The 14382-nt window shown below is 51.4% G+C and carries 15 protein-coding genes; 8 read left to right on the plus strand and 7 right to left on the minus strand.

Features of this window, described 5'->3' with window-relative positions:
* Positions 1-125 precede the first annotated feature (125 nt).
* Entirely contained in the window at positions 126-2228 is a 2103-nt protein-coding gene (gene fusA / locus L6R44_RS02245; RefSeq protein ID WP_237423089.1) for an elongation factor G, read from the plus strand.
* Positions 2229-2284: 56 nt separating this feature from the next.
* Here the strand turns inward: fusA and L6R44_RS02250 are convergent, their stop codons facing one another.
* The 4 genes from L6R44_RS02250 to L6R44_RS02265 all read right to left on the minus strand — a co-directional run bounded on the left by L6R44_RS02250 (position 2285) and on the right by L6R44_RS02265 (position 4887).
* The gene (locus L6R44_RS02250; RefSeq protein WP_237423090.1) at positions 2285-2710 is read right to left on the minus strand and encodes a DUF3828 domain-containing protein; all 426 of its coding nucleotides are present in this window, start codon (positions 2708-2710) and stop codon (positions 2285-2287) included.
* 86 nt (positions 2711-2796) lie between these two features.
* On the minus strand, positions 2797-3276 hold the full coding sequence (locus L6R44_RS02255) for an Hcp family type VI secretion system effector (protein ID WP_237423289.1): 480 nt from the start codon (positions 3274-3276) through the stop codon (positions 2797-2799).
* A gap of 186 nt (positions 3277-3462) precedes the next feature.
* A complete protein-coding gene (locus L6R44_RS02260) occupies positions 3463-4176 on the minus strand; it encodes a hypothetical protein (protein ID WP_237423091.1) in 714 nt (237 codons plus the stop codon).
* 138 nt (positions 4177-4314) lie between these two features.
* The gene (locus L6R44_RS02265; protein WP_237423092.1) at positions 4315-4887 is read right to left on the minus strand and encodes a flavin reductase family protein; all 573 of its coding nucleotides are present in this window, start codon (positions 4885-4887) and stop codon (positions 4315-4317) included.
* A gap of 108 nt (positions 4888-4995) precedes the next feature.
* Between L6R44_RS02265 and nhoA the strand changes: the two genes are divergently transcribed.
* A complete protein-coding gene (gene nhoA / locus L6R44_RS02270) occupies positions 4996-5832 on the plus strand; it encodes an N-hydroxyarylamine O-acetyltransferase (RefSeq protein WP_237423093.1) in 837 nt (278 codons plus the stop codon).
* 9 nt (positions 5833-5841) lie between these two features.
* On the opposite strand, the gene L6R44_RS02275 is transcribed toward nhoA, so the two are convergent.
* From L6R44_RS02275 to L6R44_RS02285, 3 genes are all read right to left on the minus strand, one after another.
* The gene (locus L6R44_RS02275) at positions 5842-6795 is read right to left on the minus strand and encodes a GlxA family transcriptional regulator (RefSeq protein WP_237423094.1); all 954 of its coding nucleotides are present in this window, start codon (positions 6793-6795) and stop codon (positions 5842-5844) included.
* Positions 6796-6856: 61 nt separating this feature from the next.
* Positions 6857-7570: an isochorismatase family protein gene (locus tag L6R44_RS02280; protein ID WP_237423290.1), complete on the minus strand. Its 714-nt coding sequence runs from the start codon at positions 7568-7570 to the stop codon at positions 6857-6859.
* A gap of 101 nt (positions 7571-7671) precedes the next feature.
* Positions 7672-8598 carry a LysR family transcriptional regulator gene (locus L6R44_RS02285; protein WP_237423095.1) on the minus strand — a complete coding sequence of 309 codons (927 nt, stop codon included), beginning with the start codon at positions 8596-8598 and terminating at the stop codon, positions 7672-7674.
* Between the two features lie 154 nt (positions 8599-8752).
* Here L6R44_RS02285 and L6R44_RS02290 point away from each other — a divergent pair, with 154 nt between their 5' ends.
* The 6 genes from L6R44_RS02290 to citE all read left to right on the plus strand — a co-directional run bounded on the left by L6R44_RS02290 (position 8753) and on the right by citE (position 14370).
* Positions 8753-9841: a 4-oxalomesaconate tautomerase gene (locus L6R44_RS02290; RefSeq protein ID WP_237423096.1), complete on the plus strand. Its 1089-nt coding sequence runs from the start codon at positions 8753-8755 to the stop codon at positions 9839-9841.
* Positions 9842-9914: 73 nt separating this feature from the next.
* On the plus strand, positions 9915-11159 hold the full coding sequence (locus L6R44_RS02295) for an MFS transporter (RefSeq protein WP_237423097.1): 1245 nt from the start codon (positions 9915-9917) through the stop codon (positions 11157-11159).
* 71 nt (positions 11160-11230) lie between these two features.
* Positions 11231-12094, plus strand: a complete 864-nt coding sequence (locus L6R44_RS02300) for a fumarylacetoacetate hydrolase family protein (RefSeq protein WP_237423098.1) — start codon at positions 11231-11233, stop codon at positions 12092-12094.
* An 18-nt stretch (positions 12095-12112) separates the two neighbouring features.
* On the plus strand, positions 12113-13180 hold the full coding sequence (gene citC / locus L6R44_RS02305) for a [citrate (pro-3S)-lyase] ligase (protein WP_237423099.1): 1068 nt from the start codon (positions 12113-12115) through the stop codon (positions 13178-13180).
* A gap of 24 nt (positions 13181-13204) precedes the next feature.
* A complete protein-coding gene (citD, locus tag L6R44_RS02310) occupies positions 13205-13495 on the plus strand; it encodes a citrate lyase acyl carrier protein (RefSeq protein WP_032647419.1) in 291 nt (96 codons plus the stop codon).
* Positions 13495-14370 (plus strand): citrate (pro-3S)-lyase subunit beta, encoded by an 876-nt coding sequence (gene citE / locus L6R44_RS02315; protein WP_237423100.1) that lies wholly within the window; start codon positions 13495-13497, stop codon positions 14368-14370. Before citD ends, citE begins: the two co-directional genes overlap by 1 nt.
* Positions 14371-14382 lie beyond the last annotated feature (12 nt).

Consider the following 14382-nt stretch of genomic DNA (forward strand, 5'->3'; position numbering starts at 1 on the left):
CAACAATAGGTCAACCGTTAAAAAATAGTTCGATAATACTCGTACAATAGGACTATTATAGCAAATGAACGAATGCACGGCCATCCTGGTCGTCACAGACAAGTCATATGACTTAAGGAAATATCATGCCCCGACCCATCCCTCTCGAACGTTATCGCAACATCGGTATCTCCGCGCATATCGATGCCGGTAAAACCACCACCACCGAGCGCATCCTGTTTTATACCGGGATGAGCCACAAGCTGGGTGAAGTACACGATGGCGCGGCAACCACTGACTGGATGGCGCAGGAGCAAGAGCGCGGGATCACGATTACCTCCGCGGCGGTGAGCTGCTTCTGGCCAGGTATGGACAGAGGGTTCGAACCGCACCGGATCAACATCATCGACACCCCGGGGCACGTTGACTTCACCATTGAGGTTGAACGTTCCATGCGCGTTCTCGACGGTGCCGTGATGGTGTATGACTCCGTGGGCGGCGTGCAGCCGCAGTCGGAGACCGTCTGGCGTCAGGCCAATAAATACCACGTTCCGCGGCTGGCCTTCGTCAACAAAATGGACCGTCCGGGGGCCGATTTCTTTCGCGTGGTGCGGATGATGCAGGAGCGCCTGAAGGCCAATCCGGTGCCGATTGTCATCCCGGTTGGTGCAGAAGAGCACTTTACCGGCGTGGTGGATCTCATCAAGATGCGCACCATTTTGTGGGACGATGCGACTCAGGGCATGGTGTTTACCTATGCGCCCGTGCCGGATGATCTCGTCAGTACCGCCCGGGAATGGCGGGAAAAAATGGTCTCTGCGGCGGCGGAAGCCAGCGACGAGCTGATGGATAAGTACCTCGAAACGGGCGACCTGACGGAAGCGGACATTATTAAAGGCCTGCGTATCCGCACCATCTCGGGCGAAATCCAGCCGATGCTGTGCGGCAGCGCGTTTAAAAACAAGGGCGTGCAGCGGATGCTGGATGCGGTGATTGAGCTGATGCCGTCGCCGCTGGACGTGCCGGCCATTGACGGTGTGGATGAAAAAGGGCAGCACGCGGAGCGTCACCCGAGCGATGATGAGCCGTTCTCGGCCCTGGCGTTCAAGCTGATGAGCGACCCGTACGTCGGGCAGCTGACCTTTATCCGCGTCTACTCCGGCGTGCTGCGCAAAGGCGACGCGGTGTATAACCCGGTGAAAGGCAAAAAAGAGCGTATCGGGCGTATCGTGCTGATGCATGCCAACGATCGTCACGAGGTGGATGAACTGCGTGCGGGCGATATCGCGGCCTGCGTGGGGCTGAAAGACGTGACCACCGGTGACACGCTCACCGATCCGAACGCGGTGATCACGCTTGAACGAATGGATTTCCCGGACCCGGTGATCTCGCTGGCTATCGAGCCGAAAACCAAAGGCGATCAGGAGAAAATGGGGATCGCGCTGCAGCGCCTGGCGGCGGAAGATCCGTCGTTCCGCCTGCATACTGACGAAGAGTCCGGTCAGACCATTATTTCCGGGATGGGTGAGCTACATCTGGAGATTATCGTCGACCGCATGAAGCGTGAGTTTGGCGTGGAGGCAAATATCGGTCGTCCGCAGGTGACCTACCGAGAAACCCTGCGTAAGGCGGTGAAGGATATCGAAGGCAAATTTGTCCGTCAGTCCGGCGGCAAAGGCCAGTACGGCCATGTGGTGCTGAGCCTTGAGCCGCAGGAGCCCGGAAGTGGCTTTACATTTGAAGATGCCACTAAGGGCGGCGTGGTGCCGCGCGAGTATATCCCGTCCGTTGAGAAAGGGCTGCGGGAAGCGATGAACAGCGGGGTGCTGGCGGGCTATCCGGTGGTTGACGTTAAAGCGACGCTGACGTTTGGCTCGTACCACGACGTCGACTCCTCGGAGATGGCATTCCGCATGGCGGCCATTCTCGGCTTTAAAGAGGGCGCCCGCAGAGCGGATCCGGCGATCCTTGAGCCGATCATGCACGTGGAGGTGGAAACACCGGAAGAGTACGCCGGTAACATCATAGGCGATCTCTCTTCTCGTCGCGGCATGGTGCAGGGCATGGAAGAGCAGTACGGCAGCCAGATTATCCGCGCTGACGTGCCGCTGGCCGAGATGTTTGGCTACGCCACAACGCTGCGCTCGATGTCCCAGGGACGCGCGACGTATACGATGGAGTTCCACCATTTTGCGGAAGCCCCGCGGAATGTTGCGGATGAGATTATTTCGAAGCGCGCGAAGAGTTAATGAAGTGCGCATGGTAGCATCTGGGCTACCATGCGTCTTTTCGGCATATCATCCTTTTACTTAATTAGCGTTGCGGATCGAATTTTCCATTTCCCTTTTTCCTGAACGAGACAATCTGCCACAACGTGATCTTGTTTTTTGCCAAACGCGATATACACATTTGTGCAAACCGCATCAAAGTCAGAATTCAATACCGCGATCTGATTCCAGTCTTCGTCCCAATCCTGAGACTTGATGAACATATCCGCATCGGGCATATCTTTTTCGTTACTGTCGCCTGAGTACATTTCCTTAATTGCAGAAATTGTCCCTGAGACAACGTAATCTTTCATGATGTCGGGATTTAATACTGGCGGTTTATTCTGATTTAACTGTGCGATATACCATTGATTAAATTTAAGCGCCGCCTGGCCTGGTGCAGAGCTACTATGAGCGACCGCATAAGGAGACAGAGCGAAAAGAACGAAGCAGAGTATTTTCATTAGTCATGCCTGAACAGTTCGTAATGAGGTTGATCAAATACCAGGCGGAAGAAATAGGACGCTGTCATTGAGGCAGTGTCAATAGCTTATGCTACCACTCTATGGTTCCAGCTATCTTTGTAAACGATATTACCTTCACAGTGCTTCCAGGTAATACTTTCATATCGAAGAAGAACTGTTTCCAGGTGGGTGCCGGAGCCTACGCCAGGGTATAAATCAGGTGTTATCGACGTGATTTTAACATTCTCAAGTAGAATGTTAAAATACTCGCTTTCTACTCCTGCTTCGTTAATTATGTACATTTCTTTTATTGCTGATTTGAGCGTGACCCCGGTAGTTAAGGCTTTGTATAAAAGAGGCGTTACCCGATCGAACTCTTTCTGAAACATAATCGGTGCGTGAATTCGTGTACCTGTCAGGCGACCTGTATTGCTATCGGCTGGAATATTGACATTATAAGTGAGTGATTTTAGCTCAATAGCCCCAATACGTCCGGAGACCAGCGATGAACCCGTCATGGGTGAACCATTTTCATCCGTTAACCACATATAAGCTGGATTAGACATAGTATATCCTTTTATTTCAGTTCCGTTATGCGTGAAGTTAATCGAGGAAATAACCAAATCAGAATGAAGATTGTAAGCAATGTCAATAATAAGCAATGCTCCGGAAATAGATGAAGCCATAGCAAGCCAAAACCAATGACAAGCGCAGGAAAGACTACGCTTTCTAATAACAGTCTGATTAGGTTCTTAAACATTTAAATCCCTTTCTATAAAATCGGCTAAATCATCCAGGTTTGAAAAGGAATTTAATTTCATTCTTTCAAATAATTTTGAAAGAATGGGTTCGCAAAAATAATAAAGCATCTCCAGTTTCGCCTGGTACAGAATCCAGTAATAATCGGGGTTAATCGCTTTCAAATGGCGGGCAGCGAGTGCGCATTTTTGTTGAATGCCATAAAATTGAAGGACGAAGATCCCTTGTGGCAATTTCGCAGACAGGCGTTCAACAACAAGTTTGGACATAAGACTAGAGTGAGAAAGCGTGATCGAGGCAGCAGTAGCAAACGCATAGCGTGTAGCTCCCGCTACGTTTATGTGAGAGCTGAATTCTGCAATTCTTTTTGTGAGTTTACGGGCTGAACCTTCTGGGTTGCCATCCTTTACGTCATCACATACGGTTTTCAAGTACAGATAAAATACGTGAGCAATAACATCGGCGTGTTTGAATATCGACTCTATTGAGTAAAGCGTTCTGATTTCTTGAGCTTGTAACTCCTGACAGATATCATTGTACCTGGGAATAAAGCATGAAGAATACCAACTGACTCGCTCAATACCTGAATATATGTCGGATGCAACTCCTTTTGCCGACTGCAAAATGCCGCCAATTGCGTTCTCCATAGTGAGGGCTAAATGGTGGTCACTCTGAAATTTTATCCTTAAATAATCAGATGCTGTCATGATGTAAGGCCCTTTGTAAGCTTTATATTTACGTCATTAGTGCTACAACATAGCGAGTTTCCTCTTTTTTTCTGACTGCGGGTAAGCATTAAATGTTATATAAAATCATAATATTTCAATGATATATGATTGATCTTATCAATCCGGCGCCTTCACCATCTTCCCACTCGCCACAAACGTCCCGGCTCCAAGATGATGCAGGGTATTCAGCTTATCCTCGTCAAACTGCCAGCGTCCGGCGACAAACGTGCGTTCGTCTGCTGCCGCTGAAACCACTTCTCCGAACAGCGTATCGTATTTTTCTGCCGCGGAGGTGACGGGTAATAACCGGCACTCCATCCACGCCAGACATTTCTCTTCGATAACCGGCAGGCCGAGTTCAGGGCCGTTTACGACCGGAATGCCGTAGCAGTTGAATTTGTCCTCGTCGCGCCCGCTGACGCTGCCGACCGCGTAAGTCCAGTTGGCCGCCGCCACGCCGGGGATGACGATGCCAAATTTCCCACTGCGTTCAATCAGCTCGCGCGACCAGGTACTTTTGTCCACCACGATTGCGATGCGCGGCGGCTCAAACTCAACGGGCATTGACCATGCGGCGGCCATCACGTTGCGTCTGTCGAGGCTTTCATCCCGACTGGTGATAAGCACAGTAGGGCCGTGGTTCAGCAGACGGCTGGCATGACGTAATTCAACAGGGCGAAAGTGGCTCATAGGATCTCCTCATCTGTAACGATGAGTATGACGAAAAAGCACGTAAATCAAAGTGAGTGCGTAAAATTAGTTTATAAACAGAACATCACAATCAAAGGAAACTGATTAATGTCCCCATTCCTGACCGCCTATTTCGCCCGCATCGGCTGGACGCAACCGACCGCTGTTGATATTGATACCCTGCGCGCGCTGCATTTACATCACAACTGTGCGATTCCTTTTGAAAATATTGATGTCGTTCTGCCGCGAGAGATCCATCTTGAGGATCAGAATCTTGTCGACAAACTGGTCTCCGCGCGCCGCGGAGGCTATTGCTTTGAGCAAAACGGCCTGTTCGAACGCGTATTGCGCGAAGTTGGCTTTACGGTGCGCAGCGTGCTGGGACGCGTGATATTAGCGAATCCACCGCAAATGCCACCGCGCACGCACCGCCTGCTGCTGGTTGATCTTAACGGCGAGCGCTGGATTGCGGACGTGGGGTTTGGCGGCCAGACGCTGACGGCGCCGATTCGTCTGTTCGCGAGTGAAGAACAGGAAACACCGCACGGTCTGTATCGTCTGCTGAGCGAGGGTAACGACTGGGTGCTGCAGTTCCGTCACCACGAGCACTGGCAGTCGATGTACCAGTTTGACCTGACGACGCAGTATTTCAGTGATTACGTGATGGGGAATTTCTGGTCAGCACATTGGCCGCAGTCGCACTTCCGTCATCATCTGTTGATGTGCCGCCATCTGCCTGACGGCGGCAAGCTGACGTTAACTAACTTCAACTTTACCCACTGGCAGAATGGCCATGTGGAGGAGCAGATCCACTTGCCGGATGCTGAGGCGCTTTACCAACTGATGCAGGAACGCTTTGCACTGGGCGTTGACGATGCCAAACACGGATTTTCACTGGCTGAGCTCCGGTCCGTGATGGCAGGTTTTGAAACGCAGGGGAAATAACTCACTTCGCTATCGACCGCGAAACTCGCGTCGATAGCGGGAAGGTGAGGTATTGAGCTGGTTGTGAAAGTGGCGGCGTAAAGAGGTCGTCGAGGGAAAACCAACGCGCTCGGCAATGTCATCCACCGGCTGGTCGGTTTTTTCGAGATAGCGCTGTGCGACAATAATGCGCTGGTTGAGTAGCCAGCGCGAAAAACTTTCCCCCGTGGTTTGCTGAAACCGCCGGGTAAAACTGCGTCGGCTCATGCAGGCTTTCTCTGCCACACAGTCCAGCGTGAGTGCGAGCTGGAGATTCTCCGTCGCCCAGGCCAGCGCATCGGTGAAATAATCCCCGCGACGCGTATTCTGAACCGGCAGCTCGACATACTGCCGCTGCCCACCCTGGCGGTGGGGCGGGACAACCAACATTCGCGCCACGCCGTTTGCCACTTCGGCACCCCATGCCTGACGCACCAGATGCAGGCAGCAGTCAATGCTCGCCGCCGTTCCCGCAGAAGTGACAACGTCACCATCATCAATATAAAGCACGTCTTTATCCATTTGCACGGAGGGATAGAGGCGCTGAAAATCAGCTGCCCATCGCCAGTGCGTTGTCGCAGGACGATGTTCCAGTAACCCGGCGGCGGCAACCACAAATGCGCCCATGCACAAACCCACAATGCGTGCCCCCGCAGCATGGGCCTTTTGCAGCGCCAGCAGGAGGTTGGGATCCGGGGCTCGCTCGGGAACATCCCAGCTTGGGACAATCACCATATCCATTCCGGCCAACGCATCCAGCCCGCGTTCAACGACAATCGAAAAGCCGGCATTGGTTTTCAGTACGCCGGGTGTTGTGGCACAAACGACCAACTGACAAAGGGGCTCACCTTGTGGCGTGAGCGCTTTCTCAAACACGGCATACGGTACTGAAAGGTGAAAAGGGATGATGCCATCAAATACCACAATACCAATTTTCAACGTCATAAAAGCCTCCATGTGCCAGCCAGTATAGAAGTCTGGCTGGCGACAGGGATCAAGTCCGGTCTTATTTTGTGACCGGCAGTGCCATAACGTCCTGGGTGGTCATTACCTCAGCGAATACATCGGCCACACCGGCTAATGCTGCCCGCTGCAGCGTCTTGTGATCCACCACGCCGCCCTGGCCATCATCCAGATCGCGGGTTGCCGTTGCATCTTCAGGAATAATCACGCTGTAACCCAGCGGTACAGCGTCACGCGCGGTCGACGAGATGCACATGTGCGTCATCAGGCCAATCACAATCACCTTTTTAATCCCTTTTTTCTTTAATTGCGCATCCAGATCGGTGCCAACAAAAGAGCTCGGGGTCGCTTTGGTGATAATGGCGTCTTGCGCAGAAGGCTGCAGATCTTTATGGAACTGCGCATAGACAGATCCTTCGGCAAAGAGCGGGCTGTCTTTCGGCCCCATATGACGAACGAAGTAGACCGGCATCCCTTTTTGATGGGCATAGCTGACCAGTTTTTGACTGTTTTTCAGTACTTTTTCACCTTCCGGGATCACCATCTGACCGCGAAAATCTTTTGATGCGTAATATTCGTTTTGAATATCCACCACGATTAACGCAGTTTCAGATGCCGATAAGGATGGGGTAGCTTTTGCGCCAGTCATTGCGCGAATGGTTTTGGTATTCATGCTGGTTGTCTCCTGTGCGGTAGCATAAGTGGAAAATGCGCTCATCATGCCGATCATCACTGCCGTACGAAAAAATCGTTTCATCACATTCACTCCCTCTGTGTTGTGTTCGGGAGCCATTATTCCGCACAGTAGTCAACGGCAGGAGTCACCTGGAGAACCAATAACGGTACTTTTGGGCCATATTACTGCGTAAACTTGCCGATCCACGGGCTGTTGTTTTCACCAGACCAAAGTTGAACAAGCAGCTCTCTGAATTTTTCCGCCGCCGGGCTGAGAGGGGTTTCCCTGCGTTGTACCAGCCCCAGCGTTCGTCGGATAACCGGTTCTATCAGCGGGCGGCTGACAAGGACATGATGTTCATCGGTTGGCATCGCCAGACTCGGCACAACTGACACCCCGAGACCCGCCTCTACCATCCCCAGCGACGTTGACAGATGACGCACCTCGTAAAACCAGTTCGGTTTCCAGTCCATCTTTTCGAAAGCCTGATCGATAAGCGAACGGTTTCCGCTGGAGCGCCTGACGCCGATCAGCTTCATGCCAGCCAGATCGTCCCAGGTGACCAGCGGTTTTTTTGCCAGCGGATTATCCCGTCGGCATGCCAGGACAAAGGGTTCGTTCACCAGCGGCGCAAAATCGATATTGGGATGTGTGATGTTTATCATATTTATGCCGAAATCTGCGTCGCCATTTAACACCGCTTCGAGACAATCGCTGGCGCTGTGCTCAAGTATGCGAATACGGATGTTTGGGTAGTCATTGTTATAATCTCGTATCACGGAAGGCAGAAAATAGAACGCGGCAGTCGGAATACAGGAAACGGTAATAACCCCTGCCTGATGCGTCGCCATCTCTTTAATACTCAGGATCGAGCTTTCATAAAAATCGATTAAATTCTTTGCCTTAGGTAAAAATTCCCGTCCCACAGTTGTGAGCTTAACGCTGCGCGTGGAACGTTCAAACAGCGTGGTTCCCAGGCTCTCTTCCAGCTTCTGAATTCTGCGTGTTAAAGCTGGTTGTGAAATGTGAAGAAATTGAGACGCTTTTGTAAAACATCCGATTTCTGCAATTTTTACAAACGCTTGTATTCCCTGTAATTCATGCTGCATATCCGCACCTGATTATTGTTTTCCTAAATCCACGATAACGTAAGGGCTATTAATACGCAAAGCGTATTAATCCTGCTTTTTTCGACATTAGAGTTATCAACAGGAGTGTGAAAACCTAATTGCGTTCCTGATAAACGCGAAATGAGAAAAAGAAATGTTAAAGATCCCTTGCGTATTAATGCGTGGCGGTACCTCAAAAGGCCCGGTCATTCTGGCCAGCGACCTGCCAGCGGAAACCGAAGCGCGTGATGCAGTTTTACTCAGCCTGATGGGCGCTGGGCATGAACTCGAAATTGACGGTATTGGCGGGGGAAGTCCGCAAACCAGTAAGGTGGCGATCGTCAGTCCGTCCGACAGTCCGGACGCGGATGTGGATTATTTGTTCGCACAAGTGATGGTGAACGAACGTCGCGTTGATACCACGCCGAACTGCGGCAATATGCTCTGTGCCGTGGGCCCCTTTGCCATTGAAAAGGGGCTGGTCAAGGCGCAAAGCCCGGTGACGACGGTGCGTATCCGCAATCTGAACACCGGAACGCTGGTCGATGCCGAAGTACAAACGCCTGAGTATCGCGTCGTTTATGAAGGCGAAACTCAAATCGACGGTGTCCCGGGTACAGCGGCACCGATAGGCTTAACCTTCCTGAATTCTGCGGGTTCCAAAACGGGAAAACTGCTGCCGACCGGTAGCGTGACAAACGTGTTCGACGGTATTGAAGTCACCTGTATTGATATGGCGATGCCGATGGTTTTGATTGACGCGTCGGCGTTGGGCAAAACAGGTGGGGAGTCACCTGCAGAATTAGATGGCGATAGGGCGTTTAAGGAAAGGCTGGAGAACCTGCGCCGTCAGGCTGGCGCGGCGATGGGCTTAGGAGATGTATCCAACAAAGTGATCCCTAAACCGGTTCTTCTTAGCCGGGCGCGTAACGGCGGAACGCTTCAGGTGCGTTATTTCATGCCGCATACCTGCCATAAATCACTGGCGATTACCGGCTCGATTGGTATTTCGACCGCGACGCTTATTGAAGGCTCCGTCGCCGCGAAAATTGTTGCCGATCGTCCAAAGGAGCGTTTTACCAACATTATCGATATTGAACACCCAAGTGGAAAAATATCGGTGTCATTGCTAAGAGAGGATGACAATATCGAAAATACCCGTGCTGCGGTTATTCGAACTTCACGAAAGTTATTTGAAGGTGTTGTTTGTGTACCTGAAAAAATGCTCTCTGAAGTTGATTGAATAAAGTCTCAAATAAAAAATTAACCATCTTAAATAATACATTCTGTACCTTAACTATAATACTGAGGTTATTATGGCGTTAACGCATGCTAACAATATCCTGAAAGCACCCGATCCGGCAAAAGCAAGCGCAAATATTCGCGTGATTCTGGCCCTGGCTTTATCCGGGCTTGCGGAACTGGCTTCGTTGTTTTTTATCCAACCACTGCTCCCGATGCTTGCTGTGGAATATAATGTCCCGGTCAGCCAGGTGAGTATTATCTTATCCGCAGAAACGGCATTGCTGGCAATTGGACTACTGTTTACCGGAACATTATCCGATCACTATGGCAGGAAGCGGTTAATTATTGTCTCTCTTCTGTTGGGCGGCATTCTGACGCTGCTCTGCCCGCTGGTTCAATCCTGGGCAATGCTGGTGGCGCTGCGTGCGGTGATTGGTCTGGCACTGAGCGGCATCGCTGCGGCAGCAACGGCCTATATCAGCGAAGAGGTCGCACCGGTGGCGGCAGGCATCGTGACGGGATACTTTGTTTTCGGTAACTCAATGGGCGGCATGTCCGGGCGTATTGTGGCTAGCCAGCTGATCGACCACGTTTCAATCAATGTGATCTTCTACGGGTTTGCGGTCAGTCTGATTGCAGTTGCCATTCTGGTGAAGTTCCTGCTGCCGGAATCGAAAAACTTTACGCCTACGCAGAACCTTAACGTTATGCGTATGGTGAAAGGGGCGGCATCGCATTTCAAAAACAAAAATCTGGCGCTGGCGTTTGTCATCAGCTTCATTATTTTCGGCGCATTTACATCACTGTATAACTATCTGGCCTTCTTCCTGAAAGGCGAGCCGTTCCATATTTCACCGGCAAACGCGGGTCTGCTTTCCTTTAGCTTCGCCCTGAGTTTCTTTACGGCGCCACAGGCTGGTCGCTTATCGGCGAAATATGGCGCAATGAAAGTCTTGCGTGTGCTGTTCCTGGTGATGGCCTTGGGGATGCTGCTGACGCTGACGTCGAATGTCGTCACCTTTATTGTTGGTGCTGTGATTTTTACCGGCTGTTTCTTCGGCTGCCATTCTATCGGTTTAAGCTGGGTCAGTAAAAATGCCACGCACGCAAGAGGCCAGGCCGTCGCGCTCTATTTATTCTTCTACTACATGGGCGGTTCGGTGATTGGTTTTATCAACGGTTTTGTCTTCCATTCAATGGGCTGGCAGGGAATGACCGGATTTATTCTGGCATTACTTGGCGTTGGCGTAGTCGTGGCTACGTATCTGGCATCCGGTAATAAGCAGGTACTGGTTCCAGCGCAGTCAGCAGAATAAATAGCATGACAATGTGTTCACGCCCTGGGGTGTGAACACAAAATGAGTAAGAATATCAATCAGGTATCATTATGAAATTAGCAAGTTATATTCATCAGGGCCGTAAAAGCTACGGGATTTATACGCAACACGGCATTATCGATTTGGGTAATAAAATCGGCCATCAATATGCGACATTGAAAGATCTCCTTCAATGGGATGCGGTCGAGGTTGCCAGACAATATCACGATTACCCTGTGGATATTATGCCTGAAGACATTACCTTCCTGCCCGTTATAGAAGAGCCTGGAAAAATTTTCTGCGTGGGAATGAATTACGCTGAAAAAAGAAAAGAGTTTGCTGAGACGAATAATGCGCCGACGCTCTTTATTCGTTTTCCAGACTCGCAAACGGGCCACGCGCGGCCAGTCATGAAACCGGTTCTCTCAAGTGAATTCGATTACGAAGGTGAGCTGGCTGTCATCATCGGCAAGTCTGGCAGCGGCATTGACGCTAAAGAAGCGCTCGGCCATGTCGCGGGCTACAGCTGCTATATGGACGGCTCCGTCCGCGACTGGCAGCACGCCTGGTTCACCGCCGGTAAAAACTGGAAGCAGACCGGCGCCTTCGGCCCCTATATGACCACGGCGGATGAGATCCCCGATCCTCACGCGTTGACCATCCACACCTGGCTGAACGGCATGCTGGTTCAGAATGATTCCACCGGCAGCATGATCCACAAAGTCGCGGATCTCATCGCCTATATCAGTACGTTCACCTCCCTCAGCGCCGGGGACGTCATTATCACCGGCTCGCCTGGTGGCGTCGGGAAAAAACGTAATCCGCCTCTGTTTATGCGCGATGGCGATCGCGTCGAAGTCGAAATCGAAAACATTGGCCGCCTGATGAACACCATCGTGGAAGCGCAACCCCAGCAGCAAGAATTGACCGTCTAAACGCTCAGGAGAGAGACGATGTACACCGCCACAGCGCCAGAATTTGAGGTGATTAACGCCGGTAACGCGAAGGCCAGAGAGGAGGTAGCCCGTTTTCTGGCCCGCAACGGTTTAGGCATTGATAACGATATCGAGCAATTTATCGTTGCGCGCTATCAGCGTCAGCTTGTCGCCTGCACCGGCATTGCGGGTAACACGCTAAAATGCATTGCCGTGGATGCCGGGTGGCGGGGTACGTCGTTAAGCCTGACGTTAATTCATGAGGCCGAGCTTCTGGCGGCACAAAACGGCGAACATCAGCTCTTTCTTTTTACCTGCCCGGATAACGTAAATTCGTTTCGCGGATGCGGGTTTTATCCGCTGGTGACAGTCGAGAATTGTGCGGCATTAATGGAGAATACGCCGGTCGGTATTCATCGTTACTGCAGCCAGCTGCGTCGCCATCATTTCGTGCCGGGGCAAAACATTGGCGCGATCGTGATGAACGCCAATCCATTCACCCTGGGCCATCAATATCTGATCGAGCATGCGGCATGCCAGTGCGACTGGCTGCATGTTTTCGTTGTTCAGGAAGATGTCTCCGCTTTTTCGTTTAAAGAACGGTTTGCGATGGTCAGGAACGGAACGCAGCATCTCCCTAATGTCACGATTCATCCGGGGTCTGCGTATATTATTTCCCGAGGCACATTCCCGGACTATTTCCTGAAGGATAAGCAGGTTATTGATAAAGCCTACGCTGCCATTGATCTCATGCTTTTCAGAAATTACATCGCCCCCGCGCTGAATATTAACCATCGTTTTGTCGGTACCGAACCGTTTTGCCCGTTAACCGCAGAGTATAACCGGGCGATGCATCGCTGGCTGGAAGATGAAACGAGTACGGCGGCCCGTATCAGTGTGCACGAAATAGAAAGAAAAACGGATGGCAATAATGTTCCGGTGTCGGCTTCAGCCGTTCGTCGTTTATTGAATGAAAACAAAATCTCTGCCGCCAGCCGTATGGTGCCGGCCACCACGCGCGCGTTTCTGAATAAAGAGGTACAGCATCAGCCTTGTTTATCCGAACCGATGTCGGCAGCGGTTTAACCGCATGATCACAGGAAAATTGATATGAAAATTGTGCAAGCCGCAATGGCGGGGACGCTGGAGTCCAGCGACCTGATGGTGAAGGTGAGTCCCGTCGAGAGCGGGCTGGATGTGGTCATCCAGAGCGAAGTGTATAAGCAATTTGGCGAACGTATTACAGAGGTTGTCAATGAAACCCTGGCTTCGTTCAACATCGAGCAGGGGCTGATCGTCGTTGATGATAAAGGCGCGCTGGATTGCGTGATCCGCGCCCGCGTGCAGGCTGCTCTGCTCAGAGGAATGGCCCGGGAAGACATCACATGGGAAACGTTATAATGAAAAAGTTACGCCGCAGTATGTTATTTATTCCCGGTTCAAGTGCCGCCATGCTTTCGACGGCATTTATCTATAAACCTGACTCCATAATGTTTGATCTGGAAGATGCCGTCGCGTTAAAAGAAAAAGACAGCGCCCGTCTTCTGGTATTTCATGCCCTGCAACATCCTATGTACAACGATATTGAAACCGTTGTCAGAATTAATCCTTTGAATACGCCTTTTGGATTAAAAGATCTCGAAGCCGCCGTCAGGGCGGGTGTCGATGTCATTCGTTTACCCAAAACCGACTCCCCGGAAGATATTCATCAGCTCGAACGTGAAATCGTCCGCATCGAAGAAACCTGTGGACGTCCCGTTGGCTCAACCAAATTAATGGCGGCGATAGAATCTGCCGTGGGCGTGATTAACGCTGTCGCCATTGCGAAATCCTCCGACCGCTTAATGGGTATTGCGCTGGCCGCCTTTGACTACGTGATGGATATGCAAACCGAGCGGGGCGACGGGACAGAGCTCTTCTATGCCCGGTGCGCCGTATTACATGCCGCGCGCGGGGCCGGTATTGACGCCTTCGACGTGGTATACGCCGATGTGAATGATGAGGCCGGTTTCCTGAAAGAAGTGGATCTCATCCGCCGGATGGGCTTCAACGGAAAATCGCTGATTAATCCGCGCCAAATTGAAATTCTTCATAACGCCTACGCGCCAACGCAGGAAGAAGTGGACTACGCCGAGCGCGTGATTGCCGCCGCAGAGGAGGGGGAACGCAACGGACTGGGGGTGATTTCGCTGAACGGCAAAATGATCGATGCACCAATCATCAACCATGCCCGCGTGGTGATCGAACGCAAAAATGCCTCCGGCATTCGTCAGTAATCCCTTATTGCA

This window comes from Enterobacter cloacae complex sp. ECC445 (assembly GCF_021892025.1).
GTDB classification, from domain to species: domain Bacteria; phylum Pseudomonadota; class Gammaproteobacteria; order Enterobacterales; family Enterobacteriaceae; genus Enterobacter; species Enterobacter chengduensis.

Bases quoted from the DNA above. Each gene is read 5' to 3' on its own strand.
- L6R44_RS02300 (WP_237423098.1), top strand. From the start codon at position 11,231: ATGAAATTAGCAAGTTATATTCATCAGGGCCGTAAAAGCTACGGGATT.
- citC (WP_237423099.1), top strand. From the start codon at position 12,113: ATGTACACCGCCACAGCGCCAGAATTTGAGGTGATTAACGCCGGTAAC.
- citE (WP_237423100.1), top strand. From the start codon at position 13,495: ATGAAAAAGTTACGCCGCAGTATGTTATTTATTCCCGGTTCAAGTGCC.
- L6R44_RS02290 (WP_237423096.1), top strand. From the start codon at position 8,753: ATGTTAAAGATCCCTTGCGTATTAATGCGTGGCGGTACCTCAAAAGGC.
- L6R44_RS02260 (WP_237423091.1), bottom strand. From the start codon at position 4,176: ATGACAGCATCTGATTATTTAAGGATAAAATTTCAGAGTGACCACCAT.
- L6R44_RS02265 (WP_237423092.1), bottom strand. From the start codon at position 4,887: ATGAGCCACTTTCGCCCTGTTGAATTACGTCATGCCAGCCGTCTGCTG.
- L6R44_RS02255 (WP_237423289.1), bottom strand. From the start codon at position 3,276: ATGTCTAATCCAGCTTATATGTGGTTAACGGATGAAAATGGTTCACCC.
- L6R44_RS02280 (WP_237423290.1), bottom strand. From the start codon at position 7,570: ATGAAACGATTTTTTCGTACGGCAGTGATGATCGGCATGATGAGCGCA.
- L6R44_RS02295 (WP_237423097.1), top strand. From the start codon at position 9,915: ATGGCGTTAACGCATGCTAACAATATCCTGAAAGCACCCGATCCGGCA.
- L6R44_RS02285 (WP_237423095.1), bottom strand. From the start codon at position 8,598: ATGCAGCATGAATTACAGGGAATACAAGCGTTTGTAAAAATTGCAGAA.
- L6R44_RS02250 (WP_237423090.1), bottom strand. From the start codon at position 2,710: ATGAAAATACTCTGCTTCGTTCTTTTCGCTCTGTCTCCTTATGCGGTC.
- L6R44_RS02275 (WP_237423094.1), bottom strand. From the start codon at position 6,795: ATGACGTTGAAAATTGGTATTGTGGTATTTGATGGCATCATCCCTTTT.
- fusA (WP_237423089.1), top strand. From the start codon at position 126: ATGCCCCGACCCATCCCTCTCGAACGTTATCGCAACATCGGTATCTCC.
- citD (WP_032647419.1), top strand. From the start codon at position 13,205: ATGAAAATTGTGCAAGCCGCAATGGCGGGGACGCTGGAGTCCAGCGAC.
- nhoA (WP_237423093.1), top strand. From the start codon at position 4,996: ATGTCCCCATTCCTGACCGCCTATTTCGCCCGCATCGGCTGGACGCAA.